This window comes from Fictibacillus marinisediminis, assembly GCF_023149135.1.
Taxonomy (GTDB): Bacteria; Bacillota; Bacilli; order Bacillales; family Fictibacillaceae; genus Fictibacillus_C; species Fictibacillus_C marinisediminis.
On record NZ_JAIWJX010000002.1, the window covers coordinates 3,901,361 to 3,924,330 of the forward strand.

A 22,970-nucleotide genomic window follows, 5' to 3' on the forward strand; every position below is an offset into this window, starting at 1 on the left:
TCCATGTTTGTCCATTGCGGTTCGGCAGCTCACCGCATCCTATAATGTATCAACTATAAGGAGGTAAGCTATTGTCACCTCGAACAAATGATGTAGTCCTTATTGTGTTTGAAAGCGTTCCAAGAACGAGACGATTTCGAATTTCTGATTTTGCCATCATCGGCAGTGCAGGCCGATGTAAGGAGTTTCTAAAAATAGGGGAAGATGTAGTACATGCTGAAAGTTGTCTTTTAAGAAATAACTTTCGGGTCGTTTTTGAAAGTTCAAATATTCTGCTTTTCGTTCGTAATTAATTTAGGCTAAGTGGAGAAAGCTGGACAGTGATAATATAATTTCTTCAACGATTGGGCGCGATTCTTTAATAAGAATCGCTTTTCTTCTTGAACAAACGTCTGCTGTTACAAAAAAAACGACGTGCCCACTCGCACATCGTCTTAACCATTAAATCAACAGGTGAAACAGTGTCTTGTCTTTATTCACTTCCTGATACGCAAAGCCCTTTCGGTTCATGCGCTGGATCAGCTCCGGATAATCCTCTTTATTCTTCAGCTCGATGCCGACCAGCACCGGTCCGGTTTCTTTGTTATTTTTCTTCGTATATTCGAATCGGTTGATGTCATCTTCCGGTCCGAGCACTTCATCCAAAAACTCACGAAGCGCACCGGCACGCTGAGGAAAATGAACGATGAAATAATGCTGCAAACCCTCGTAGATCATGGAACGTTCCTTGATCTCCTGCATACGGCCGATATCATTGTTGCCGCCGCTCACGATACATACTACTGTTTTTCCCTTAATTTGATCGGCATACTCATCAAGAGCAGCGAGAGAAAGAGAGCCGGTCGGTTCAGCGACAATCGCGTTTTGATTGTACAGCGACAACAGTGTTGAACATACTTTTCCTTCTGGTACAACAACAATGTCATCCAGAATCTCCTGACAGATCTGGTACGTGATCGCCCCGACATTTTTAACAGCCGCGCCGTCGACGAACGGGTCGATGCGGTCGAGACATACATGTTTTCCCTGGAGCATGCATTCATTCATCGCCGGTGCCCCCGCCGGTTCAGCACCGATCACCTTCGTTTGCGGAGAAACACTCTTCAAATACGTTCCGATTCCGGCAGCAAGTCCCCCGCCTCCAATCGGAACAAACACATAATCAATGTTCTCGTCGCAGTCGTTTAAAATCTCCACTGCCACAGTGCCTTGGCCCGCTATCACATCCTCATTATCATATGGATGAATGAACGTCCGATTTTCGGCTTGGCTGCAAACGATCGCTTCTTCATACGCATCATCAAATGTATCCCCGACCAAAACGATCTCCACATGTTCTCCGCCAAAAAACTTCACCTGATTCACTTTTTGCTTTGGTGTTGTCGTAGGCATAAAGATCTTCCCTTTGCTTTTCAGCAGATGACAGGAATAAGCGACACCTTGAGCGTGGTTTCCTGCACTCGCACACGTGATGCCGTTCTCAAGTTCCTGCTGGCTCAGCTTTTTGATCCGATTGTACGCACCGCGGATCTTAAAGGAACGGACGACCTGCAAGTCCTCACGTTTCAAATAGAGTTTACAGTCATACTGCGCGGACAAAAGCGGATTAAACTGCAGCGGCGTATGAAGGACCACATCTTTGATTCGTTGATTGGCGATCATGATGTCTTCGACGAGCACCGTTTTTTGCTGTTGCTGTACCTGTTCCATATTCCTCTTCCTTCCTACAATGTTTTTTTAAAATAAAAAACTCGTATTTTTTTCCCAACAAAAAAACTCGCTCCCAAATAGGGACGAGTCAGCTCGCGTTACCACCCTAGTTCCGAAGCAAACAGACTCCGGCTCTCCAGTCAAAAGACACTTTAACGGACTACCCGACAAAGCTTACTCTTATTTCAGCTTTGTATCTCAGAGATGATTTTCAGATAATGTTTGTTCATCGGCTCCCACCACATCCGACTCTCTTTGGAACAAAAATATTATCCTACTGTTCTCATCATCGACTTTCGTGTTAGATTTTAAAACTAAGATTAACAGCTTCAAAATGCCACGTCAACAAGTTTATTGTAAATTTAGAATATTCTCTTTATGAAAGCGCAACCAATAGAAATCCAATAAAAAAAGCCACCTGAAAAGGCAGCTGGATCTTAGAGGATTGCACCTAAACGAATTCATTTAAATTATGCTTTTCCATTGTACTCATGATACTTAAGAGTGCTGTGATCTGCCCTTCACGGACAGCTGGTCATTTTCAGCGACCAGCTCGGCTTCGATGTGGGAGACCTTCGAAGACTCACCCATACGCCAGTAGGTGATGAAGCTTACGGCAATGCAGGCAGCTACGTAGAAGTAGAAGAGCGACTCGGCTCCAATGCTCTTCAGCCATAACGCGATGAACTCCGCAGTCCCGCCGAACACTGCGACAGTGAGTGCGTAGGGGAAACCCACGCCAAGGGCACGGATTTCAGTTGGGAAGAGCTCGGCTTTCACGATCGCATTGATGGAAGTGTAACCGGTGACAATGATGAGACCCACCATCATGAGCAAGAAAGCAACGATAGGGTTCTTCATCTGCTCCATGATCATAAACAGCGGCACCGTCAGCAATGTACCGAGGATACCGAAACTAATCAATAGAGGGCGCCGTCCGATACGGTCAGACAGCATGCCGGCGAGCGGTTGAAGCACGACGAATACCAGCAGAGCAATAAAGTTGATCCAGCTGACGACCTCCTTTTGGAGGCCGACAGTATTCACCATGAATTTCTGTAAATACGTCGTGTAGGTATAGAAAGCAACGGTTCCGCCGAGCGTTAGTCCGACCACTGTCAGCACCGCCTTGGGGTGTTTCATTAGAGCCTTAACGGTCCCTGCATTCGCCCGGTTTTCAGAACCCATTTTTTCGAATTGCTCCGATTCGTCCATCGTACGGCGCAGCCACAATACAGCCAATGCTCCCATTGCTCCAATGACGAACGGGATACGCCAGCCCCAGGACATCATATCGGATTCGCTGAGCACTTGCTGGAGGATGATCTGAACACCCAAAGCCACTAACTGTCCGGCAACAAGTGTCACGTACTGGAAGCTGGAGTAGAAGCCGCGGCGACCGGTGCTTGCCATCTCGGACAGATACGTTGCCGAGGTTCCATACTCTCCACCTAACGACAACCCTTGAAGCAGGCGGGCGAGAATCAGAATAATAGGTGCTAGTATACCAATGGTGCTATAACCTGGGGTACAGGCAATGATCAGAGACCCACCTGCCATGATGGTGATGGAAAGCGTCAGCGCAGCACGCCGGCCATGACGATCGGCGTAGCGGCCCATCAGCAGGCTCCCAATCGGCCGCATCAGGAATCCGACGGCGAAGATCGCCGCCGTGTTGAGCAGTTGGCTGGTCGGGTCCCCCTTCGGAAAGAAATCTGCAGAGAAATACACGGCAAAAGCAGAATAGACGTACCAGTCGTACCATTCAATCAGATTTCCAACCGAACCTTTGAAGATGTTGCCCGTAATGCGCCGCGTCTTTGCGTGATCAATAGATTGAGACATTGTTAAATCCTCCTCACGTTGTGCCAGTGTTAGACACTCCTTTATTGACTTCGTCATCACTCACAAGCTTTGATACTACCGGAAACCGCTTTCTTTTTTGGCTTTGCTAAAGCATATTGTTGATTTTCTTTCCAAGTGGGCATCGCATACTGATGATTGAAAGAGGCCCTCAAGTTTTTTATACACCCCACTAGAAAACAACAACATTGACTAACAGAGCTTCTTTTTTAAAACTATACCATTTATTATTCGACAGCAACAGACAGATTGGAATGTAAAACCTGTTAAAGTAATGCCACCCGTTAGCTTCTTATTTACATCGATAAGAGAAAAGACTCCCACAGCATAATCGCCTCTCCCCCCATGAAAATATTGCCAAATTCTTTTATGTAATGATACACTTCCCATGTAACAATAAATTTAGGTTATATATTCGAGGAGGAGATGATTTTGAATCGAATTGACTTGCTCTTAAACGTGCTAGATACAACGTTCGACAAGGAGAGCTGGTATGCGCCGTTCAAACATGCAGTAGAAGGAACCACGGCAGAACAGGCTAACTGGCGACCAACTGGAGAGGCAACTAAAACAATTTGGGAGAACGTTAATCATCTCATTTATTACAAAGAGAGACTTGCAGCAAACATGGAAGGCCGTGAATGGACACATAATCTCGACGGTAATGAAACCTTCTATCTCACCGAACAATCAAATGACGATAAGGAATGGAAGAAAGTCGTTGAACGTGCCGAAAATGTACAACGCAGTTTAAGACAGATACTGAGTAAAACTTCCGTCGAAGAGCTTGACCAAAATTCCCTTGAGGGGAAATTACTGGACATAATGCTTCATGACGCTTACCATACTGGCCAAATTATTCAAATCAGAAAAATGCAAGGGTCCTGGCCTTCCCACCGCTGACCCGAACGAAAAAACAAAAAGACTCCGCTTTGAGATTAGGATATATCAAGTACAAAAAGTAACACTTAGGACTTAGTCTTTAGTGTTACTTTTTTTGTGAATATGTAGTTTTACATTACTGTACTTTGCAACATGCGAGAACTTTACTTGTTCCTTGGATTTTTTTAAAAAATTTTTATTCAACAACTGCTCAAAAAGTCTGATAGTCGAAGCAAAAGTTCAAAGTAAACCGCATATCTTTCTTTTACTTGGAGTGCAGACTTAACCGGTTTAAAACTTCAGCGTAGATTTCTTCGACAGGTCGAGAGCTGTCGAGCTTTAAAACGGGACTTTTTGATATTTCCATTTGATAGGATTGTTCCGCATAAGTACCGGCCATATTCTTATCACTTTCTGACAGATATGTTTTACACCATTCTAAAAAATCATTCGTATATTCACCATTTTCATCAAGCCACATTTGACTAAAATTATTACGTTCAATTTCTCTGTTTCTTAATCGTTCCATTCGAACGCCTTCATCAAGTGAAAGAAAAACTAAAAGGTCACGGTTGCTAAACCCTTTAGTACACCATACAAAAATGGAACCAGAGGCGACATAACTACTGTTAGAATTAATGTCTCTTTGATACAGTTCTATACGTTTTTCAATCGGAATATTTTCCTTAAAAGAGTCATCTTTCCAAAGATAATGATCTGTATCAATCCACTTGATATTTTCTTTTTCACTGATGAATTTTGCTAGAGTGCTTTTGCCGGTGCCCGAGCCACCGATTATTTGGATTTTCATTTAGATACCCCCTTTAAATAACAAATTCCTTAATATACATTTATTTTAAATACATGCCCTTAGACATTATTTTGTAACTTTCTAATATACATTTCGTCTAAACATAAAAAGGGTTAATGGCGTAGGATATGATAACGACGTAAATAAAGTCCAAGCAAAGAATATCTTTACCTAGGGGGATTTTAAATGAGAAAACGATCATCTTTTTTGAGAATTATCTCAGCAGTTCTATTAGTAATTGTTTTTTCCTTTTCTGCATACGAACCAAGTATAGACGCTAATGCAAGTTCTCAAAAAGCGAAATTCACAAAACATTCATATAACGGCATTAATTTATTAAGGTATCCTCAAGTTTATGGAATCAACAAAAATGCCGCTAGCAAGATTAATTCCACACTTAAAAAAGCAGCAGATAAATCATACAAATCTTACCTTGATTTAAAGAAAGCAGAAAAAGTCGTTCCAAAAGAAGAATTATGTAAAAAAACGGCTAGATGTAAATATTCTTTTAACTCACTATATGAAGTAAAATATAACTCAAATGGTAAACTTAGTATCTATTATTTGGAATACACTTACACTGGTGGTTCACATGGAAAAAATCATGTAACAATGTACAATTTTGACCTTTCAACAGGTAAACACTATAAAATTAATGATATTCTTAAAACATCCAGTAATTATAAAAAAGTACACAAATATGCATTTAAATATCTTAGTACACATGAACCGTATTCCTGTTATGTATCTAATTTAAGCGACGTTACAGTTAACAAAAACACTCAATTTTCGTTTTCTAAAGACGGAATTTATCTGGTATTCCAAGAAAATGAAATTGGATCATATGATGAAGTGACTCCATTTATAAAAATTCCAAAATCAGTTTATAAATACGTTTTCCTATAGTCCTCTCTAACAAATCCCCACTGTTTTGCCATGTCATGAGGTGGATGAGGCATTTCATTCGTGATCCACCATTTTCTGTCACTAACCTGCCCTTTAACTCAATAAAAAAGCCGCCTAAATTGGCAGCTGTACATAATTTGGAAAAGGACGCACATTCCTTTATTATCCAAAATAAAGAAGCACCCAATTAATTAGATGCCTCTAGATAAAACTTAATAAGATTCTTTTCATTCTTCTTATTTATTAATTCTCCTCTTTTAATAAAATAAACATAACTGTTTATATATAAGGTTTGTCCTATTGTAATATCTTCGCTGGAAACAAATAATGACAGGGCTTGTCCATTTCCTTCAAAAATTCTTTGGTTCTCAAACATTAGTTCATAGTTGTAGTCATTAATAACCATCAACTCCCCAATCTGAGATTTATACCCTAAATATTCTGGAACCTCACCCTTTGTAATACACTGAACCTCACTATCAAAATGATTTCTCAACAGGTTTGTTCTTCAGTTGGGCCTACTGTACGTCTAAATAATGCTGCAGAACCCTTGGCGGGAAATATTTCAGGGGCAGGGGTCTTAAGGATACAATGGTGGAGGGGGAAAGGATCGAATCCTGTTGTGCCTGTTTTAGACAGTTGTACATCGCTTTGCCGCCAACTGAATTGGCAGAATGAATGGTGATGCGGTTAGCAAATCGTTTTTCTTCCACCATCATTTCAACAAGCATTAACCCATTCCTGTCTTTATTTACTAAATCGTGATCCAAAGAAAGATGTTCGATAGTGTAATTTCGCAGCAGCTCTATACACTCGTCAATCGTCTCCGTTAAAACATAGCCTTCAGGTGCAGTCCGGTAGTCATCTAAGAAAACGCTAATATTACCCATTTCAGACTCCTTCCCTTATAAAGGGGTGACTAAGAGAAGTCGAAAATCCCTAGATAATAGATCTTAAATAGATCTTGAATCAACCTTAACATAGATGCTGTTTGAATGGGACATAAACGACTTTAAAAGCTAATATTTGACAAACATTTCATGATTAAGAGGGTGAGTTATGTTTAATCGAGAAATATCGATGACTTTGCTTGAGAACTTTTGATGTGATCCAGTCCCTCTTTAAGAGGGCCGTTTTTTTTTTATGTGATAAAAAGAATCATATGGAAACTTGATAAAGTATTGTCTTCTTCAACTAACCAGGAAATTAAAATATTAAACACCATCCAACAACGGATGGTGCTTAAACTGCATGATTGGCGTTTACTTTTTTTCCATTACTGCAAAGTAATTTTCTTCACTATCTGCAAAGTTAAATACTCTGCCAGAAGGCATATTTACAATTTCTCCGACTGTGACATTTTTATTTGATAAGTCGCTACGTAATTGATCGAAATTTTCCGAGAAAAACATTAAAGAAGGTGTACCAAGATTTAATTCAGGCGACATTTTTGCAACGAATTCCTTATTATGCAGAATGATACTTGTTTCTGCATCCTTTGCTGGAGCAATTTCAATCCATCTCATTCCCTGACCGTTATCTTCTTCAGAAATTACACTAAATCCTACCTTTTCCGTCCAAAAATTCACTGCCTCATCTTGATTATTTACATACAGCATAATTTGACCGACCTTATTAATCATTTATTTCACTCCTTTGTCCACTTGCTTAAAATTATATCACTCTTAAGCCTTTTTATAATTTTGAATATTTAATAAATTATCATATCTTGCTCTTCCATCACCCCCAGATTTCGAATAATTTTTTTCGTTTTGAACCCTTATGATTTCAACTACTCTTTTAACACGAACTGTGGTATACTATTTAAGCGATGAGCTAATTTGCATAAGACGAGATTGACGCGCCTTTAAGGCAATGCACTATGTGGAGTGCTGTCTCTCGCCGCAATACGCACAAAAAAGATGTCCTATTGGGCATCTTTTTTTTAATGAACAAGGTGCACTCAAGAAAATGAAATAACTATCTCCGTCGTAATCTAATTGTTCAAGTCCTTCTAACTTCATACACTTTACCCTCACTGACCGTAATATTAATTTCCTCTTTTTGCACATATAACCACAATCTTTACGAAAACAGCTTTTTTTTATAATAAAAAAGCAAGCCCCCTCTAAGGACTTACTCATTCCCTTCAAATTTCTACGACCACATGCTCCCTCGCCGAAAGATAGGCTGCTTCAACAATCTTTGTCGCCGCCACCCCGTCCCAAGCAGTGGCCAGCTCTGTCGGATTTTTCCGTATCGTCTCAACAAATGCATTCATCATGTGAAGATATTCAAAGTCACCAAAGTTATGGTGGACCGTTTTCGTGCTGTTATGCTGGATGATGTTCTGGGCATACGCTTTTAAGTCGATGGCCCCTTCCGTTCCTGTCGCCCGAAGATCAATGCCACCCCACGTCGGATAGCCCACCGGCCGTGACCAGCTCGGGTCGATGTCAGCGATGATTCCATTCTCAAACTCCAGCTGCACGTGGCCGACGTCATCAATGGTGATGCACGGTACCAAGAAGGAATCAGCTTCTGCAAACACCCTCGTCACTTCAGCTCCAGTCAGCCATCGCATCAAATCTGCGAGATGAACGATATGATCCATCAGTGCGCCCCCGCCGGACAGGTTCTTATCAATAAACCATCCTTTCGGGCATTGCCCCGGATTCTTGCCGTGAAAAGCCAGAACATCACCAATTTGTTTTTGATCGATGACCCGTTTCATTTGAACAGCCGGCGTATTGAACCTCAACGGAAAAGCAGTGGCCAAAACAGCATCCTGCTCAATAGCCTTTTGCGCCATGATGGTGGCACTTTTTGTTGATACAGCCAGCGGTTTTTCACAAAGGACATGCTTGTTCGCCTCTAAAGCTGCCAGTACCAACTCATCATGTTTGACATTCTCTGAGCAGACGATCACCGCTTCACATTCGTTCAACGCCGCTCCCAAATCATCATAAAAAATTGTGGAATGCTCTGCCGCTTTCTTCTTCCCGCGATGAGCATCATCGTCATAGATACCCGCCAGTTCTGTGCCTGGACACAGTTTCACGGCAGCGGCGAACGCATCTAAATGAACATGAGCCGCTGATAAAATGGAGATTCTCATCGTGTGTTCAGCTCCTTTTCTAAGGAAATCGGCCGCTTTTCCTCCGCAGACTGTAATGCCAGCAGTGCAAGTTTCGTACTCTCATAGGCATCCTGCAGTGTGACAGGAGCCGGCTCATCATTTCGAATGCTATCAATAAAATCTCTCAGTTCAAGATACCAAGGGTCATCCCGCAGCAAGACCGGCGGAACCTCTGTGGAATCTTTCTTAAGCGAAACATTCCGGTGAACCGAGAGCGGAGAAACCTCCTGACTGTTAAACGTAAACAGTTCATTTTCCTGCGCGATCTCCACTTCCTGCGCGAATCCGCCGTCATACCTCCAGCTGCCTTCAATACGGCTGATCGAGCCATTTTCGTGCCGCAATGTGATGAGGGCATAGTAATGATCGGGATCTGTCTGTGCAAAAACACGCGTAACCGGCCCGAACGCCCACCGAGCGAAGTCGATATCATGCAGGCTGAGGTCCAAAATAACCCCGCCGCTATTGCTGCGGTCGAGAGACCAGTTTTTTGCGCTCACAGGTAATTGAGAGCGCCTTGAAAGTAAAGTGGAAGCCGGTTTATCCGGATCAATACTCTCCTTCAGCTTACGGTACTCAGGAAAATAGCGAAGCACCTGTCCGACCATCACTTTCGAGCTGCAGCGCTTTTCCAGCTCCAGCATGCATCGGCAGTCTTCATCGGTATGCGCCATCGGTTTTTCGAGAAAAACATGCTTGCCTTTCTCCACCGCTTTTTCAAAAACATCCCGGTGCATAAATGTAGGAAGACAAACGTCAACCACATCCCCGAGCTCCAGGCACTTCTCCAAATCGTTATAAACGGGAATCCCTTGTATATCCCCTGTTTGGGTCGTAGAATAAATCCCTGCTACTTCTACATCCTTCATCTGCAGATACGCGTTCAGGTGGATGCTTCCGATAAAGCCGTATCCCAAAATAACAATTTTCACAGCTGGCACTCCTTTCAAAGGACTTTTTATATAGATTCCCTGTTTTTATTGGGAGACCTGCAACAAATTTACTTGCAAAAAAAAACGGTCCTCCCATTAGGAAGACCGTTAAAAAGATCAATCATAAAAGTAAACATTCGCATATCGAGTGCTGCTCTTCTTCAAGAAAAATTCCGCCTGGCCGTCAGTCCCGTCTGTAAAACCGCCGATACTATTGAACACTTCACAATCTCCAGGTGCTACGCTTCGGCTTCCGACATAATCATTGTAGCTTTCAGGATCATACTCCCAGAGCTCAATCACATCCGTACCTGAATCATATTTATCCCTGCAATACTTGAAATCCCCGCCGCCAGAGCGGAAAATTTCACTCTCCTTCGTAAACGTATCCCAGCCTATGTAATCCCAAGAACCTGATCCGGAAAGCAAAGGTGCATTAGCCAGTCCATTTGCTGCAGCATTAGCTGGTGAAGCAGAGAATACCAACCCGCAAACCAAAGCAAAAAAAGCAGTCAACTTTTTCAATACCTCATCTCCCTTAGTTTTTTTAATAGAGTACGGAGAAAATTATAACAACATTGGTTTTTATTGTAATCGTAATTTAGACACATCTTGGACACAATTCAGGAGTCAATATTGCGAAAAAGCTTCAGTCAAAAGTCCTTCGGGAGTGATAGTACACCCAATTTTTTACACGATGGCTCTCTTAAAAAAAAGACGAAGAAAGTTGGATGTTTCAATCTTCGGGAGGCAGCATGTAACTCCGGTTTCGGTAAGAGCCGGAATAATGCAGATTCATCGAATGGAGCATTCGGGAGGAAACAAAAACAGACGGAAGGTGCAGAAAATTCTTGAGTTCATAGTTGGAGATCGAGAGGCCGATAAGGAGTTTGTAATCGGTAATTGCAGCAAGATGAGCGTCCTTTGAAAACGAACCGCACCATGTGCAAACCTACTTCGCATGCAGTCGAACCATCGGGAGAGCGGAACATTCCGGGCACTCTACACCGGTCAAAATTTCTTCTTTAGGGATTTGGAGCTGCTGAAGGATTTGAGGGTCGGATGGAGTGTGGCTGTTCACTAGTTTTCGAGAAAGCTTCTTTATTTGCTGGGGATTCAGGAGCTCTTTGGCATGCATCTTTTCATATATTTTTATTTTCAAGGGGAGATTTGCACCGTGAATGACTCGTTTGGATGTGGAAGGATCCAGATTCAGGAGGGTATTTTTAATTACCGTGTTAGGGTTGCTCATGACAACAAGCATTTCAATGGGAGCCTGTGGGAGTTTTTGTGCGGATAGCCAATCCTGCAGCTGCACACGATGACGTTCGGCCTGCAAAACTGGGTCTGCGAAGCCTTCCTCTTTTTCACCAGACACACGAATGAGCTGTTTATAATTGTGATCAAAAACAAGTGTTCCTGAGATGTTTTTCACCTCTAAAATGAGAAAGTAATGAGGGGAAAGGATGAGCGTATCTATCTGGAAAAAGCGTTCGCCAACCGTAAGCCGGAGATCATTAAAAATAAGGTAGTCTTTCTTGAGGAGATAACCCAAATGATAGTCTAGGGCAAGCTCCCCTCTGTAACCCGCCATCCGCCTTGCTAATTGGTCACTAATATCGGGCCGTTTACGGTGATCCGGAGGCAGCCTTCTCAGCAAAGCCTCCAATTTCCGTACCGTAATAGGAACTTTTCGTTCTTTTACAATCAAATTCTATCAACTCCCTTTCTTAATAAGAAGGAAATTCGAATTGCGAGAAGGATTTTCCTGCTCACGGTGCAAAAATGAGTTGAAAATATGTATCCCAGCCCGCGATTGATCTTGTATTTAACTAATTATATTGGTTTCTCGGGCTTAGCCGGCCTCCAGCTTGTCCAAACCTTCATCAATAACCCGTTTTTGGGGTAGTGAGACCCTCCTGCTGGCTGTTACTTGCGATTCGACATGAATTACTTGCGGAAATGCCCTCTTTACTTGCGATTCTGCATGCATTACTTGCGAAAACTCCGACTTTACTTGCGGTTCGACACCACTTACTTGCCAAACAAACATTTTCATAAAAACTGCACGCCAGCATAGACTTCGAGATCATGCTTCGCCCTATAAAATCAGTTAAAACGCCACAAAAAAACGCCGTCTCTCAACGGCATTTTCTATCAGGATGCATCCGTTACATTCTTTCCATTCTGGTACTCCGACTTCAAAATACTATAGTACAGACAGACAACTTCCTGCCCATCCAATCGCTCTAATATCTTATTTTCACTAAATCTGTAGTTGAATCCGCACTTCTCATTCACTCTCTTGGAATTATGGTTAAAATCATAGTGTCCACACCAAACGATATCCAAATACAGATCTTCAAACCCGTGCTCCAGTACTCGGTTTACCGCTTCAGGAACATAGCCCTTTCCCCAATAGGCTGGATTCAGGACATAGCCGATCTCCTTTTGATTTAGATGGGACAAGGTTTCATCCGGTTTTCGGTCATGCAGTCCGATACTGCCGATCACCTTATGTTCAGAGAGAAGTTCAATGGCATACAACACATCATTGCTCTCAAGGAACATTTGAATGATCTCTTTGCTTTCTTCCTCATCCTTATGCGGTTTCCAGCCGGCATTCGGGCCCACTAAGTCGCTTTTCGCGTAATCGTACAAGTCTTTGACGTCAGATTCCTTCCAAGGTCTCAATAATAATCTTTCGGTCTGCAATTCTCGCATGTTGTAGCCCCCCTTATTTTTAACCATTATAGGCTAAAAAGGAATAAAAAGGAACATAGGTGCCAGGCACCGAGATTACACAAGTGTGTAAAACCGGTGCCTGGCACCCTTTCCAAAAAGGAACTGCCCTTCCTATCACTCTACCACTTCTTCAACCCCAACAGCTTCTCCCCTAACTCCGTCAACTGTGCCGTATCATATCTCTCGTGCTCCAGGTTGCGCGGATCTCCAGGGAAGGCCTTGCCGCTGGGCGGAATTCTCTCTTTCCATGACTCCACCCGTGTCTCAATCAGCTGCTCATTCCCCTCCTGCGCCGGGAACATGGAGATGTATTGGGCAAGGCGCGGCTTATCCGAATAATTTGGACGGATGCCGTGCGGCTGCATGCTGTTAAAGATGAGCAAATCGCCTGCTTTAGTTACCACTTTTGTAGGTGTGTAGCCCGTCGTATCCGGCTTGTGCGGATCACGGTCAGCTGGCTGATCTTTTATCCATTCATCAAAGTCACGGTACAGTTCAGGAATACACTGAAATCCTCCCATGTTCACGTCCGTATCAACAAGCGAGAGAACGCCCTGAACGTTTACCGGAATCGAATCAAGCGATGTGTCCACATCCCAATGAATAAAGCTGTTATATTCATGCCCAGGCTTCATCGGAAGGTTGAGGTTGCACCGGTCAATGCTGGCCCACAATTTTTCCGTTCCCCAAATATCCACAAAGGCATCATACACCTTCTGATGCATGCGGTTATCCCAAAGATACTGATGGTTGTAAAGCTCGACCATCCCTGTATTCTTCAATTCTTCCATCTGAATTTCACGCCGTGCCGCTGTATACCATCTAGAGGAATCGTTCGGATCTTTTTCTTCAAAGTCCCAAATCAGCTTCGCCAAGCGATCGACATGGTCTTGTGGAACGGCGTCATGAACAATCACATAACCGTTCTCTTTCCAAAACATCCAATCTTCCTCACTAAGCACACGCAACGGTTCATTATTTTTCCTCTCATTCAACGGAACAGCGATCTCAAGAATATTATTCAGCTTCTGGTTCATTTTCCTTCCTCCTTTTGTATAGTAGCTTTTCTTGATTTCCATGTTAGGCCCCACGAGCTTCTAATACAATAAATGATGTTGCTGTCTCTTTAATAAAACTAAGATATCTTGCTGTTCCATCCAGAATAAACGTTGCTTCTTACTGTCATGTATCCGTTTCCAATCATGCAGTATTAATATCTTGTTTATTTTCCATAAAAACTATCATATCTTGCTCTGAACTATGGTTATCAACCATCAAATCCTTTACACTTAAAGGAACCATACCAGGGAGGTCATCGTGCGAAGTTTTCAATGAATCAGAATGCAGCTTCCCCAGAAACTCTGAATATAAAAAAAGCCCCGCAGCTTTTATATGCCGGGCAGATCAGTGACAATCCACATTGGAAATTTTCGAGCCATAAACATGATAACCTGAGTGAAATCGTCTATATCAGTGGTGGACAAGGGACGTTCATTATTGATGGAATAACATATGAAGCTTCACAAGGAGATATCCTGGTCTACAATAAAGACGTGCTCCATGAGGAATGGTCCAACCCTGACCACCCACTACAAACGTATTTTTGCGGGATCACCAACCTATCCATCCAGGGCTTGAAGGATCTTCATGTCATCCCATCTGACATCGAGCCCGTTATTCGCCGCAATAAATACTCTTCTAAAATAGAAACATACCTGTCCGAAATCTTTGATGAGGCGGCGCTTCAAGCAAAAGGATACGAGATGATCTGCCAGAACCTGCTTACGTCACTTATTACGGTCATCCATCGCATCATCCATCTGCATCATCAAGACGCGTCTGCAGAAAAGCAAGACTCCCTCTCTCATCGGATAAAAGAATATATTGATAAACACTATACAAGGAACCTCTCATTGGATGACTTGGCCGCAGTATTCTTCATCAGCCCTTACTACCTCTCGCATGTGTTTAAAGAAGACATGAACCTGTCGCCTATTCACTACCTCATTACAAGGAGAATGGGTGAGGCCAAACGGCTGCTCGTCTCAACTAACCTGAAAATAAGAGAAGTCGCCCAGCTGGTCGGGTATGACAACCCGAATTATTTTACGATGCTGTTTAAAAAGTTTACGGGAGAGTCGCCTAAGAAGTTTAAGGAGAAGCATATGGAGAGGCTGTATTATCAGAAATAGAGGGTTGCCTGTTAAAGGGCAACCCTTGTCCGTTTAATAATAACTTGTGTTGCCAAAACCCCAAAAGTAGATGCCGTTTTTAGACCAAACACCCTGGGCTCTGGCATAGTTTCCTGCGGGATTATTGACCATCGCAGAATAGCAGCTGAGTTGTCCCGGACTGACTTTTCCGTTTCCGCCTGGACTTGCACAGTCATATAATCTCATGAATATTTTGTGACTATCGAATTGACGTATTTCTGCGTTTCCAGTTTCACCCTTTTCCAAAGGGAATCCAAAGTAAACCTGCGCCCATGAGGCATGACATTTGTTGCTATGACGAATATAAACTTCTCCTCTCACTAAATCAGTTTCTTCACATACGATGTCAACTGAACGAACGGTTCTAGCGTCCTTTGAACATCCGGTGCTCCACCTCATCGTAGAGGCAGAGCGGGAAGCTAGTTGAAAGTTAGGTTATATATTTTAATCAAGAGGCTCGTAATACCTTCTGTAGAAATAAACAATAAAAAACAGTTTTTTTGCACCCGAATCATTTCTTATTCTTTGTCCATCATTCTAAAACATGCTCCCATAATCCAAGCTTTCCTTTCGCTGGTATAACGTCATCCAGCTGCTGCATGTCCTGCACTTCCCAAGCGTATCCTCCCACTTGAAAGTCTCCTAAAAAATAAGTATTGCCTGTTACCACTTGTCCATTTTCCAGTATTGCCTGCGTCCCGTTATTTTCCTTTACCTTCAAACAATTTTCAAGGTTGCATACACCAATGATCATACCAGTTGGAAGATTATCCTTTGAGTAACCATGCTTACCAAGCAATAACTCAATTAACGGATGGCTACAGAAAGTCTTATCCATTTTTTTACTTGTATGGATCGCCAGCGGACCACGATAATTCGTTCTCCATGACCTTGTTTCATATTTGACCTCCCCCAGGACAAATAGACTTGCCCAAGGCTGGATCATTGATAAAACCTTCATTCTCGCGGCCTCCAACCTATGAAAGTTTACTATGTCTATAGAGTGTCCATGTAAAAGAATAATATAAGTATTTAAGCCACCTTCCATTTAGAGAAAGTGGCTTAAAATCGTTACTTGCTTCTGTCCAAAACGTTGATAAGGGCTGCTTCAATACTTTCGGCAATGCTTTTTAACTCTTCATCTTCAATAAAACCAACCATGAAAAAAGCCCAGGAATGAGTAAACATTCAATGGGCTTTTTTGCTTTACTTCAGTTTTTCAACCTTTGATAAAACACTATTTAATTCATCAGATGCCTTGGTTAAAGTCTTTGCATCCAGAGGCTTTGATTTTGCACCCGCTTCAATGGTGTGCAGCGGCGTTTCTACTTTTTCATAAAGATCGGCGTCTTTTTCTTTAACGCTGTCTTCGAATTTTTCCCATGATTCCTCTAACTGTTCTCCAGATTCTTTCACTTTATCTGCTTCGTTCGCTTTTAATTGAGATTTGAGGTCGGTAAGTGTTTGTTTCATTTCTTTGGATCCTTCAGCGATCGTCGGTTCTTTCGGTTTTTCTGATCCGTTATCTTTAGTTCCACAAGCTGATAATGTAAGAGAAGCTGCCAGTACGATAGGTACGATGTATTTTTTAGTTTGCATTTCGAAGTTCCCCCTGATGTTTGAGTTCGATTTTTAATTTGATATCTTTTTTTCTATTCATAATTGCTGCCACTATGGCGACCAAAATAAGAAAAGCCTGTGGAATCATGCTTTCGAGCGTTGGGTAAAACGCAAGAAAATCTATTGTCGTCAAAGAATTCACTTGAGTTACAGGCAATAATCCAGCAAGCTGCAATCCGTGAATCCCCATACCTGTAAACTTGAAGCAGAGGTAAAACATGAGAACACTGGATACTAAGAAGAACGGGCGCATCGGAATTCTTAACCCTAGCTTAAGAATGAAATAAGAAAGGATAACAAGAACCAAAACTCCTATACCAATACCTGTTAATAACGAAGGCAGCTTGATTGAATTCGCCATTCCTATGAAAAACAATACCGTTTCTGTTCCTTCACGGAAAACGGCAAGGAAAGACAGGGCGGCTAGTGAAAATAAACTTCCAGTGTTCAGTGCATTTGTACTTTTTGTGCGAATGTATCGCTGCCATTCCGCAAGACTGGATTTACTGTGAAGCCAATAACTCATGTATAGCAGCATCGCAGCCGCAAAAACTCCTGTCCAGCCTGCAATCAAGAAATTATTGCTTCCGAAGGCTCCTGCTGAAAAGAGGAGATTCACAATGACACCCAGGATAATACTGACGCCAATTCCTGAACCTACACCCATCCAGATCCATTGTTTTTTGTCTTCGTGCCCGGCTTTTTTCAAGAAACCAAGCAGTGCGACTACTACCAGCAAAGCCTCAAGTCCTTCACGAAGCAGAATCGTTGTGGCATCCATCATGTTATAGCTTGTTTTCATGGCGATGGGAGCCAGATAATCCCGCATATCCTGAATGGTTTTTTTAGCACCGTCTATATTGTTTGATGATAGCTGGGCATAAGAAGTAACCATATCCCGTTCAGCGCTGCTATAAACTTTTGAAGATTGGGTAAGTACAGTACCTTCTGCATTTAACCAGGATTTTCTAAACTTTTCAATGTCGGCTTTAGCCCCTTGAATATTGTTTTGATCGATATTCTTCAATGAGTGGTCCAGTAAGGAAACTAGGCCAGCCACGTCTCCCTCTTTACTTGAACCGCTTTTTTTATCCTTGGATGCGGCAGGAAACTTCCCGTCGATGAATTTTTGGTTCGTTTGCTTTAATTGTTCCAGCCCAGCGGTAACATTTTTCTTATTTACAGGCTGTTGAGCGAGAGCGAACTGAACTTGTCCCATCGCATCCTCAATATCATGATAAGCAGTAGTCGATTGATCCTTTACTCCATCCTCAATGGACAACCAAGTGCTTGAAAACTTTTTGAACTTGCTGGATGCCTTGGTGATATCCCCTTGCTGAGATGCATTCATAGCTTCTGTAACCAACTTGTTTGCATCTGTCATATCGCCCTTTGCATTCCCCTTCGCAAAGCTATGTATAGGTATAATCAAGACTCCAACCAGAAGTATGGCAAGTATGATTTGAACCTTATTCTTCAATGTAATCCCCTCACTTCTCAATAAACTAACTTTTATCTATCTTTAGTTAATGAAATTCATTATCAGTACTCACTTTCAAATTATATTGTTAATGATAATCATTGTCAATTACCATTTTCCTAAGATTTTTGTATGCAAAAAAGAGAAATCCTTAAAAATCAAAGAATTTCTCATCATAATAAGGGTTTTTTTATAAGCCCGCCTCTTCCTGTTGCTTTATAAACTCAACGGTTCAATTTTCACAATATAATCCACTTTGACTTTCATGTTCTCATAATAATTCAGCCATTCTTTTCGGCTCATCGGCTGCAGCAATGGAGAAAGAGTATGTGCTCCTACTTCAAGAGGCTCTGCCTTTAATTTTTGTGTTTTCTTCACCAAATCCATTGATTGTCCTTGCAAATAGGACTCGATGTCTTTGTTAAGCTTTCTCATTTCACTGCTGCTGAGTATATTTCGATGTCCTCTGTATTCATCTATTCTTCCTTTCACATGTACCTTGATGGATAACGTTTTATAATTCCTGTCCACCTTCATATGAACCCTGGAACGTACTTGGCCTAAGGAAACCTTCAAAGGAGAAAGAGGAAGATTCTTTAAGTAATGGTCGTTGGCTAACAGCTGGAACATCTGATCTTCCATATCCTTAACGGAGCCCACATAATCATTTTTTTTAAAAAAGGCTGTTCCTTCGTACGTAAATTTTTTTTCATTCACTTTAAATATCGGCAGCACAGGATCCGAATAAGGAGAATAGACCTTTTCCATAAACTCATGAATATTGACAATCGTCATTTCTCCCTGATTTCTTCTTTCATAATGCCTGAACATCCGATATAGAAAATAATCCAAGTTCTTCTTTTCGTTCTTTTCCTTCTCTAAGTACTCCTCAAAGTTCCCTTTGACCAGCACAAGATAAAGACGAGGGGATACATCCGGATCTGAAAGGATGGTGTTTATTAAAGAAATGACTTCTTTCTTCGCCAGATTTTCATTGATTAACAGCATTCGGAGCTGACCAAGCTTTAGTTCCCGGTAAAACTTTAAGTTGAATTCCTTTTTTCCCTGCTTTAATAAATCCACATCCAGTGTAAATAGCCGCTTTTTCTCATTCATAATGGGAGGAACAAGTGTAGTAATTTCCAATTTTCCATTTTCCCCTTTATTCAGCGACCAAAAGGTTACCGGAGCAACTTCTTCTACCGTATTATCCTCAACAAATGGTGAGGAGCAGCCCGAAAGAACCAGTACACAACAAAGCAGCGGCAAAATAACCCTCTTTATATATCTCATACTAGGAGCTACCTCTCTTCCATTTCATTGCAATAAGAAGGAATGAAGGCACGAGAAAATAAGTAATCGCACCCAGCCAGAGCTGCAGTGTTGTCCATATATTCAGCTCTATCCCTTCCCTCCAGTACCAGCCATTAATAATCAGCATGCAAATAAAAATGGCGGCAGCGCTTCCCAAAAAGCCTTTACGATTCGTGGGAACTTTTATTCTCCCTGCTGCAATTCTTACTGCACCATAGAAATACAATAATAAGAGAGCGATCAAAAATAAAACGTAAATCATGATGAGAGAAATTATTATCAGATCAATGCGCTCAAACACCGGTGACTGCAAATAGCGGAGCATGTTTACAACAGGAAAACTGATTTTCTCGAGATAATTAGAACCAAAATATAAAAGACAAGCGACAAATAGAATGAGATATTCAATGACAGAGAGAGCATTCCCAATACTTAACCCTTTTAAAATCTTTTCCTTCGGTCCAATCCATGGGCCTAAACAGATTAAATATTCCGGTCCGGAAAGAGCTGACCAAATCATTAGAAACCCATACCAGGAATGAATCGAAATCTCTCCAGGTACCAATGGATACAGATGATGTATCTCGGCAATGGGAGGCAGGAAATAAGGGACATAAAGGACAATAATCCAGATCGTTGCTAAAAAAGCAATAAGGCCAAGCCGGATGGTCTTCTCCATTCCTTGAGAGGCAATGTAAAAGCTTGACGCCATCAAGAAGAAAATGAGCCAGCTCGTCTTCATGGAGGGAAACATAAATTGGTGAATAATCTCAACATAGCCCAATGCTGTTACAATTACTTTTACTAAAATGACAAAAAGACCAAAAAATGCAAACAAACGGACGAGCCTCTCACCAAATAACTGTACAAAGCCAAGATAACCTTGAGAGGAATAATTTGATTTTAAATAGTAAGACAAGATCAAAAGGTTAATCTGCGAAAGGATCCCCACTCCGATAATTCCTAAAATCATATAGGGATGCATTAAGTGTTTCGGCAAAATGAGAATATAATACAGCATTTGCATCCGGTTCACCATGGCAAATATATAGCCAGTTCCCGTGATGGCCGTATTATCGAATAGGACAAACCTACTGCTCATTCGATCCCCTCCTTCTTTTCACCCTCCATTTTTGCAGTGGCTGTAAATATTGCGGCCGCTGCTTTATCCAGGGTAACGGTATTCTAACAAAAAGGTCATTCCAATCCTTCCAATGAAGAGGTGCAACGGGAGCAAAAAAAGGCTGTTTAAGGGAAGATAGTCCATTCAGATGGGCCAATAGGAGAATTAACCCGAGCGCAATTCCCAAAATACCGATAAACGACGATAAAATTAGAAATAGGAATTGTATGACCGTTGTAGCTTTTGTTACTAAATAATTTGGCACCAAAAAGGAAGCAATCGCAGATATTCCCACAAGAACAATCAATACCTTACTTGCAAACCCTGCTTCTACTGCAGCCTGTCCGATAACAATACCGCCAATGATCCCGATCGTCTGGCTCGTTTTGGTCGGCATCCGCAAACTGGCTTCTTTAATGATTTCAATGATAACCATCATGATCAACGCTTCCCAAAACGGAGTAAACGGCAATTTGCTCCGCGATTCCATCATCACATATAGAATTTGGAGCGGGATCATCTGATAATGATGGGTCGCTAACGCTACATAAAGCGGAATGAGTAAAATGGCGATAAGGAAACTTAAATAGCGAAGGGTTCTTAAAAAACTAGCAATGACCCAGCGATGAACATAATCTTCTGGTGATTGGAAAAGATGAAAAAAAGTAATGGGAGCAATGAGGGCAAATGGTGTATTGCCAAGCAAAATGACGAGTTTACCAAGCCCGAGAGAATAAGCACATGAATCTGGACGGTCCGTCTGCAAAGACTGAGGAAACAAGCTATTTGTATGATCATCCATAAAAGCTGAAAGGTTCGATGACTCCAGAATAAGATCAAAATTCACTTCCGAAATATTTTTCCTTGCAATATCTACAATATCCGGATTGGCAATCCCCTCTATGTACAACAATTGAACTTGTGTTTTTGTCAGGGAACCCACTTGAAATTTTTCTGTCTTCAGTTCAGTCAGAGGCAGCCGCCTGCGGATCATGTATAGATTATGCTCAACTCTTTCCGTAAAACTGTCTTTCGGTCCATACACGATCGTTTCAGTTTCCGAATTTTCGATGGCCCTGCTTAACGGGTTCTCCAGTTTAATGGCCCACCACTCGTTCTTCTCCACATCCTGGACAAGGACACACCCAATCAGCAAATGATTCTTTGCTTCTTCCATCGAACTCACCTTTATTACTTTGCACGTAGCGATACATTGGACAAATTGTTTGTTCGTGCTATGAATGATCGGATTGACTATTGATTCATTAAACCTCTCATGATCGATTAAGGTTTGTATGTAGACAAGAGAAAAGGGAATGCCACTGTTGGTTTGCCGTTGAACGATTTCGGCATCATCCATTTTTGCCGTAATTTTTTTAAATGCTTCCAGTGTAACGGCTTCATGTGGAACACTCGTCTTCTTTTCTTTTTCTTCTTGGCTGGTTGCTGCCTTCTTCTTTTTCCAAAACATCATTAAATCCCACCTGACAAATTCCTCGGATAGTTTCTGCTTTTTATTATGTTCCGGAGATGCAGTTTTATCCAAAAGGTTTTAACGGTTGATCATATTAGGTTAGTATTAGGTTGAAAATAAAAAAAGCCTTAACTTAGGTCCGTTTTGCGTGAACAGCTAAGGGATGCGGTAGAAATCCATGATAAGATCAGTACGTGTATGACAGCAAAGGGATACTATCATCCTTATCATTTGAAAGAACAAATCAATACACGGATGATGTAAATACGGCGTTAAGTTTGGAAGAATAAAAAACGTATGGTACATGCTAAAAAAACAGGAGATACCCAAATCGGGTATCTCCTGTTTATCGCACTCTTATACGATTCCATCGTACATATCCAGCTTACGGTCATTTTGGCAGTTTTCACAGATGTGCAGGATTTTAGCAGGAATACTGGTTTGGTCGTTTTCCCTCTGTTCTTCCATTCCACAGATTTCACATTTCTTCATGATGTGCCTTCTCCTTTAGCCTATCAGAATTATTGAAGCTCACCATCTTCAACAGAATAGCCGCTTTCATGGATGGCTTGAACAAAGTCCTCATAGGAAGCCATTTTTTCATCGAAACTTATGCTTGCCTCTCCCCGTTTTATATTTACATCAAGCTGTCCAATCCCCCACACGTGCTGAAGCGCATGGGCAATTTTATCGGCATCCTGTTCATTTACGATATCTTTGATTTTTATAATTTTTGTTTCCAATCCTGGCTTCACCCT

The 22,970-nt window shown here is 41.8% G+C and carries 26 protein-coding genes and 1 other annotated feature; of the genes, 5 read left to right on the forward strand and 21 right to left on the reverse strand.

Annotated features, from left to right (window positions below; all coding sequences use genetic code 11):
* Window positions 1–71: 71 nt before the first annotated feature.
* Window positions 72–293, forward strand: coding sequence for a hypothetical protein (locus LCY76_RS20460; protein ID WP_248254183.1), 222 nt, complete (start codon window positions 72–74; stop codon window positions 291–293).
* Between the two features lie 148 nt (window positions 294–441).
* Here LCY76_RS20460 and ilvA read toward each other — a convergent pair whose 3' ends face one another.
* Both ilvA and LCY76_RS20470 read right to left on the reverse strand, forming a co-directional pair.
* Window positions 442–1,710, reverse strand: a complete 1,269-nt coding sequence (gene ilvA, locus LCY76_RS20465) for a threonine ammonia-lyase IlvA (RefSeq protein ID WP_248254184.1) — start codon at window positions 1,708–1,710, stop codon at window positions 442–444.
* Window positions 1,711–1,786: 76 nt separating this feature from the next.
* Window positions 1,787–2,009 (reverse strand) — a binding site (T-box leader).
* A gap of 199 nt (window positions 2,010–2,208) precedes the next feature.
* Entirely contained in the window at window positions 2,209–3,555 is a 1,347-nt protein-coding gene (locus LCY76_RS20470; protein ID WP_248254185.1) for an MFS transporter, read from the reverse strand.
* Window positions 3,556–4,005: 450 nt separating this feature from the next.
* Here LCY76_RS20470 and LCY76_RS20475 point away from each other — a divergent pair, with 450 nt between their 5' ends.
* Window positions 4,006–4,476, forward strand: coding sequence for a DinB family protein (locus LCY76_RS20475; protein ID WP_248254186.1), 471 nt, complete (start codon window positions 4,006–4,008; stop codon window positions 4,474–4,476).
* Between the two features lie 244 nt (window positions 4,477–4,720).
* Here LCY76_RS20475 and LCY76_RS20480 read toward each other — a convergent pair whose 3' ends face one another.
* Entirely contained in the window at window positions 4,721–5,266 is a 546-nt protein-coding gene (locus LCY76_RS20480; protein WP_248254187.1) for an AAA family ATPase, read from the reverse strand.
* 186 nt (window positions 5,267–5,452) lie between these two features.
* Here LCY76_RS20480 and LCY76_RS20485 point away from each other — a divergent pair, with 186 nt between their 5' ends.
* Window positions 5,453–6,172, forward strand: a complete 720-nt coding sequence (locus LCY76_RS20485; protein ID WP_248254188.1) for a DUF4163 domain-containing protein — start codon at window positions 5,453–5,455, stop codon at window positions 6,170–6,172.
* A 187-nt stretch (window positions 6,173–6,359) separates the two neighbouring features.
* On the opposite strand, the gene LCY76_RS20490 is transcribed toward LCY76_RS20485, so the two are convergent.
* The 9 genes from LCY76_RS20490 to LCY76_RS20530 all read right to left on the reverse strand — a co-directional run bounded on the left by LCY76_RS20490 (window position 6,360) and on the right by LCY76_RS20530 (window position 14,025).
* Entirely contained in the window at window positions 6,360–6,668 is a 309-nt protein-coding gene (locus tag LCY76_RS20490; RefSeq protein WP_248254189.1) for a hypothetical protein, read from the reverse strand.
* A 22-nt stretch (window positions 6,669–6,690) separates the two neighbouring features.
* Complete coding sequence (locus tag LCY76_RS20495) at window positions 6,691–7,062, reverse strand: cyclic-phosphate processing receiver domain-containing protein (protein WP_248254190.1); 372 nt, start codon at window positions 7,060–7,062, stop codon at window positions 6,691–6,693.
* Between the two features lie 372 nt (window positions 7,063–7,434).
* Complete coding sequence (locus LCY76_RS20500) at window positions 7,435–7,815, reverse strand: VOC family protein (RefSeq protein ID WP_248254191.1); 381 nt, start codon at window positions 7,813–7,815, stop codon at window positions 7,435–7,437.
* A 506-nt stretch (window positions 7,816–8,321) separates the two neighbouring features.
* Complete coding sequence (locus tag LCY76_RS20505; RefSeq protein ID WP_248254192.1) at window positions 8,322–9,290, reverse strand: Gfo/Idh/MocA family protein; 969 nt, start codon at window positions 9,288–9,290, stop codon at window positions 8,322–8,324.
* Entirely contained in the window at window positions 9,287–10,243 is a 957-nt protein-coding gene (locus LCY76_RS20510; RefSeq protein ID WP_248254193.1) for a Gfo/Idh/MocA family protein, read from the reverse strand. Before LCY76_RS20510 ends, LCY76_RS20505 begins: the two co-directional genes overlap by 4 nt.
* Window positions 10,244–10,360: 117 nt before the next feature.
* A complete protein-coding gene (locus LCY76_RS20515; protein ID WP_248254194.1) occupies window positions 10,361–10,768 on the reverse strand; it encodes a hypothetical protein in 408 nt (135 codons plus the stop codon).
* 427 nt (window positions 10,769–11,195) lie between these two features.
* Entirely contained in the window at window positions 11,196–11,954 is a 759-nt protein-coding gene (locus LCY76_RS20520) for a nuclease-related domain-containing protein (protein ID WP_248254195.1), read from the reverse strand.
* A gap of 446 nt (window positions 11,955–12,400) precedes the next feature.
* Entirely contained in the window at window positions 12,401–12,967 is a 567-nt protein-coding gene (locus LCY76_RS20525; RefSeq protein ID WP_248254196.1) for a GNAT family N-acetyltransferase, read from the reverse strand.
* A 140-nt stretch (window positions 12,968–13,107) separates the two neighbouring features.
* Window positions 13,108–14,025: a phytanoyl-CoA dioxygenase family protein gene (locus LCY76_RS20530; protein ID WP_248254197.1), complete on the reverse strand. Its 918-nt coding sequence runs from the start codon at window positions 14,023–14,025 to the stop codon at window positions 13,108–13,110.
* Between the two features lie 294 nt (window positions 14,026–14,319).
* Between LCY76_RS20530 and LCY76_RS20535 the strand changes: the two genes are divergently transcribed.
* Window positions 14,320–15,180, forward strand: coding sequence for an AraC family transcriptional regulator (locus LCY76_RS20535; protein WP_248254198.1), 861 nt, complete (start codon window positions 14,320–14,322; stop codon window positions 15,178–15,180).
* A gap of 33 nt (window positions 15,181–15,213) precedes the next feature.
* Here the strand turns inward: LCY76_RS20535 and LCY76_RS24200 are convergent, their stop codons facing one another.
* The 7 genes from LCY76_RS24200 to LCY76_RS20565 all read right to left on the reverse strand — a co-directional run bounded on the left by LCY76_RS24200 (window position 15,214) and on the right by LCY76_RS20565 (window position 22,209).
* The gene (locus tag LCY76_RS24200; RefSeq protein ID WP_419714959.1) at window positions 15,214–15,600 is read right to left on the reverse strand and encodes a DUF2690 domain-containing protein; all 387 of its coding nucleotides are present in this window, start codon (window positions 15,598–15,600) and stop codon (window positions 15,214–15,216) included.
* Window positions 15,601–15,733: 133 nt separating this feature from the next.
* The gene (locus LCY76_RS20540; protein ID WP_248254199.1) at window positions 15,734–16,162 is read right to left on the reverse strand and encodes an ASCH domain-containing protein; all 429 of its coding nucleotides are present in this window, start codon (window positions 16,160–16,162) and stop codon (window positions 15,734–15,736) included.
* A gap of 245 nt (window positions 16,163–16,407) precedes the next feature.
* A complete protein-coding gene (locus LCY76_RS20545; RefSeq protein WP_248254200.1) occupies window positions 16,408–16,800 on the reverse strand; it encodes a hypothetical protein in 393 nt (130 codons plus the stop codon).
* Entirely contained in the window at window positions 16,790–18,301 is a 1,512-nt protein-coding gene (locus LCY76_RS20550) for an FTR1 family iron permease (RefSeq protein WP_248254201.1), read from the reverse strand. The genes LCY76_RS20545 and LCY76_RS20550 overlap by 11 nt, the downstream gene beginning before the upstream one ends.
* Window positions 18,302–18,517: 216 nt before the next feature.
* Window positions 18,518–19,594 carry a Ger(x)C family spore germination protein gene (locus LCY76_RS20555; RefSeq protein WP_248254202.1) on the reverse strand — a complete coding sequence of 359 codons (1,077 nt, stop codon included), beginning with the start codon at window positions 19,592–19,594 and terminating at the stop codon, window positions 18,518–18,520.
* 1 nt (window position 19,595) lies between these two features.
* Entirely contained in the window at window positions 19,596–20,717 is a 1,122-nt protein-coding gene (locus LCY76_RS20560; RefSeq protein WP_248254203.1) for a GerAB/ArcD/ProY family transporter, read from the reverse strand.
* Window positions 20,707–22,209 (reverse strand): spore germination protein, encoded by a 1,503-nt coding sequence (locus LCY76_RS20565; RefSeq protein WP_248254736.1) that lies wholly within the window; start codon window positions 22,207–22,209, stop codon window positions 20,707–20,709. Before LCY76_RS20565 ends, LCY76_RS20560 begins: the two co-directional genes overlap by 11 nt.
* A 147-nt stretch (window positions 22,210–22,356) precedes the next feature.
* On the opposite strand from LCY76_RS20565, the gene LCY76_RS24205 reads away from it, so the two are divergent.
* A complete protein-coding gene (locus LCY76_RS24205; protein ID WP_419714960.1) occupies window positions 22,357–22,476 on the forward strand; it encodes a hypothetical protein in 120 nt (39 codons plus the stop codon).
* Window positions 22,477–22,569: 93 nt separating this feature from the next.
* Here the strand turns inward: LCY76_RS24205 and LCY76_RS23955 are convergent, their stop codons facing one another.
* Window positions 22,570–22,704, reverse strand: a complete 135-nt coding sequence (locus tag LCY76_RS23955) for a hypothetical protein (RefSeq protein ID WP_256224861.1) — start codon at window positions 22,702–22,704, stop codon at window positions 22,570–22,572.
* A gap of 29 nt (window positions 22,705–22,733) precedes the next feature.
* Window positions 22,734–22,955, reverse strand: a complete 222-nt coding sequence (locus tag LCY76_RS20570; protein WP_248254204.1) for a heavy-metal-associated domain-containing protein — start codon at window positions 22,953–22,955, stop codon at window positions 22,734–22,736.
* Window positions 22,956–22,970 lie beyond the last annotated feature (15 nt).

Coding starts and splice junctions, on each gene's coding strand:
- LCY76_RS20545 (WP_248254200.1), bottom strand. CDS start 16,800: ATGCAAACTAAAAAATACATCGTACCTATCGTACTGGCAGCTTCTCTT.
- LCY76_RS20470 (WP_248254185.1), bottom strand. CDS start 3,555: ATGTCTCAATCTATTGATCACGCAAAGACGCGGCGCATTACGGGCAAC.
- LCY76_RS20555 (WP_248254202.1), bottom strand. CDS start 19,594: ATGAGATATATAAAGAGGGTTATTTTGCCGCTGCTTTGTTGTGTACTG.
- LCY76_RS20485 (WP_248254188.1), top strand. CDS start 5,453: ATGAGAAAACGATCATCTTTTTTGAGAATTATCTCAGCAGTTCTATTA.
- LCY76_RS20530 (WP_248254197.1), bottom strand. CDS start 14,025: ATGAACCAGAAGCTGAATAATATTCTTGAGATCGCTGTTCCGTTGAAT.
- LCY76_RS20500 (WP_248254191.1), bottom strand. CDS start 7,815: ATGATTAATAAGGTCGGTCAAATTATGCTGTATGTAAATAATCAAGAT.
- LCY76_RS20540 (WP_248254199.1), bottom strand. CDS start 16,162: ATGAAGGTTTTATCAATGATCCAGCCTTGGGCAAGTCTATTTGTCCTG.
- LCY76_RS20535 (WP_248254198.1), top strand. CDS start 14,320: ATGAATCAGAATGCAGCTTCCCCAGAAACTCTGAATATAAAAAAAGCC.
- ilvA (WP_248254184.1), bottom strand. CDS start 1,710: ATGGAACAGGTACAGCAACAGCAAAAAACGGTGCTCGTCGAAGACATC.
- LCY76_RS24200 (WP_419714959.1), bottom strand. CDS start 15,600: ATGAGGTGGAGCACCGGATGTTCAAAGGACGCTAGAACCGTTCGTTCA.
- LCY76_RS20480 (WP_248254187.1), bottom strand. CDS start 5,266: ATGAAAATCCAAATAATCGGTGGCTCGGGCACCGGCAAAAGCACTCTA.
- LCY76_RS20505 (WP_248254192.1), bottom strand. CDS start 9,290: ATGAGAATCTCCATTTTATCAGCGGCTCATGTTCATTTAGATGCGTTC.
- LCY76_RS20560 (WP_248254203.1), bottom strand. CDS start 20,717: ATGAGCAGTAGGTTTGTCCTATTCGATAATACGGCCATCACGGGAACT.
- LCY76_RS20565 (WP_248254736.1), bottom strand. CDS start 22,209: ATGTTTTGGAAAAAGAAGAAGGCAGCAACCAGCCAAGAAGAAAAAGAA.
- LCY76_RS20495 (WP_248254190.1), bottom strand. CDS start 7,062: ATGGGTAATATTAGCGTTTTCTTAGATGACTACCGGACTGCACCTGAA.
- LCY76_RS23955 (WP_256224861.1), bottom strand. CDS start 22,704: ATGAAGAAATGTGAAATCTGTGGAATGGAAGAACAGAGGGAAAACGAC.
- LCY76_RS20525 (WP_248254196.1), bottom strand. CDS start 12,967: ATGCGAGAATTGCAGACCGAAAGATTATTATTGAGACCTTGGAAGGAA.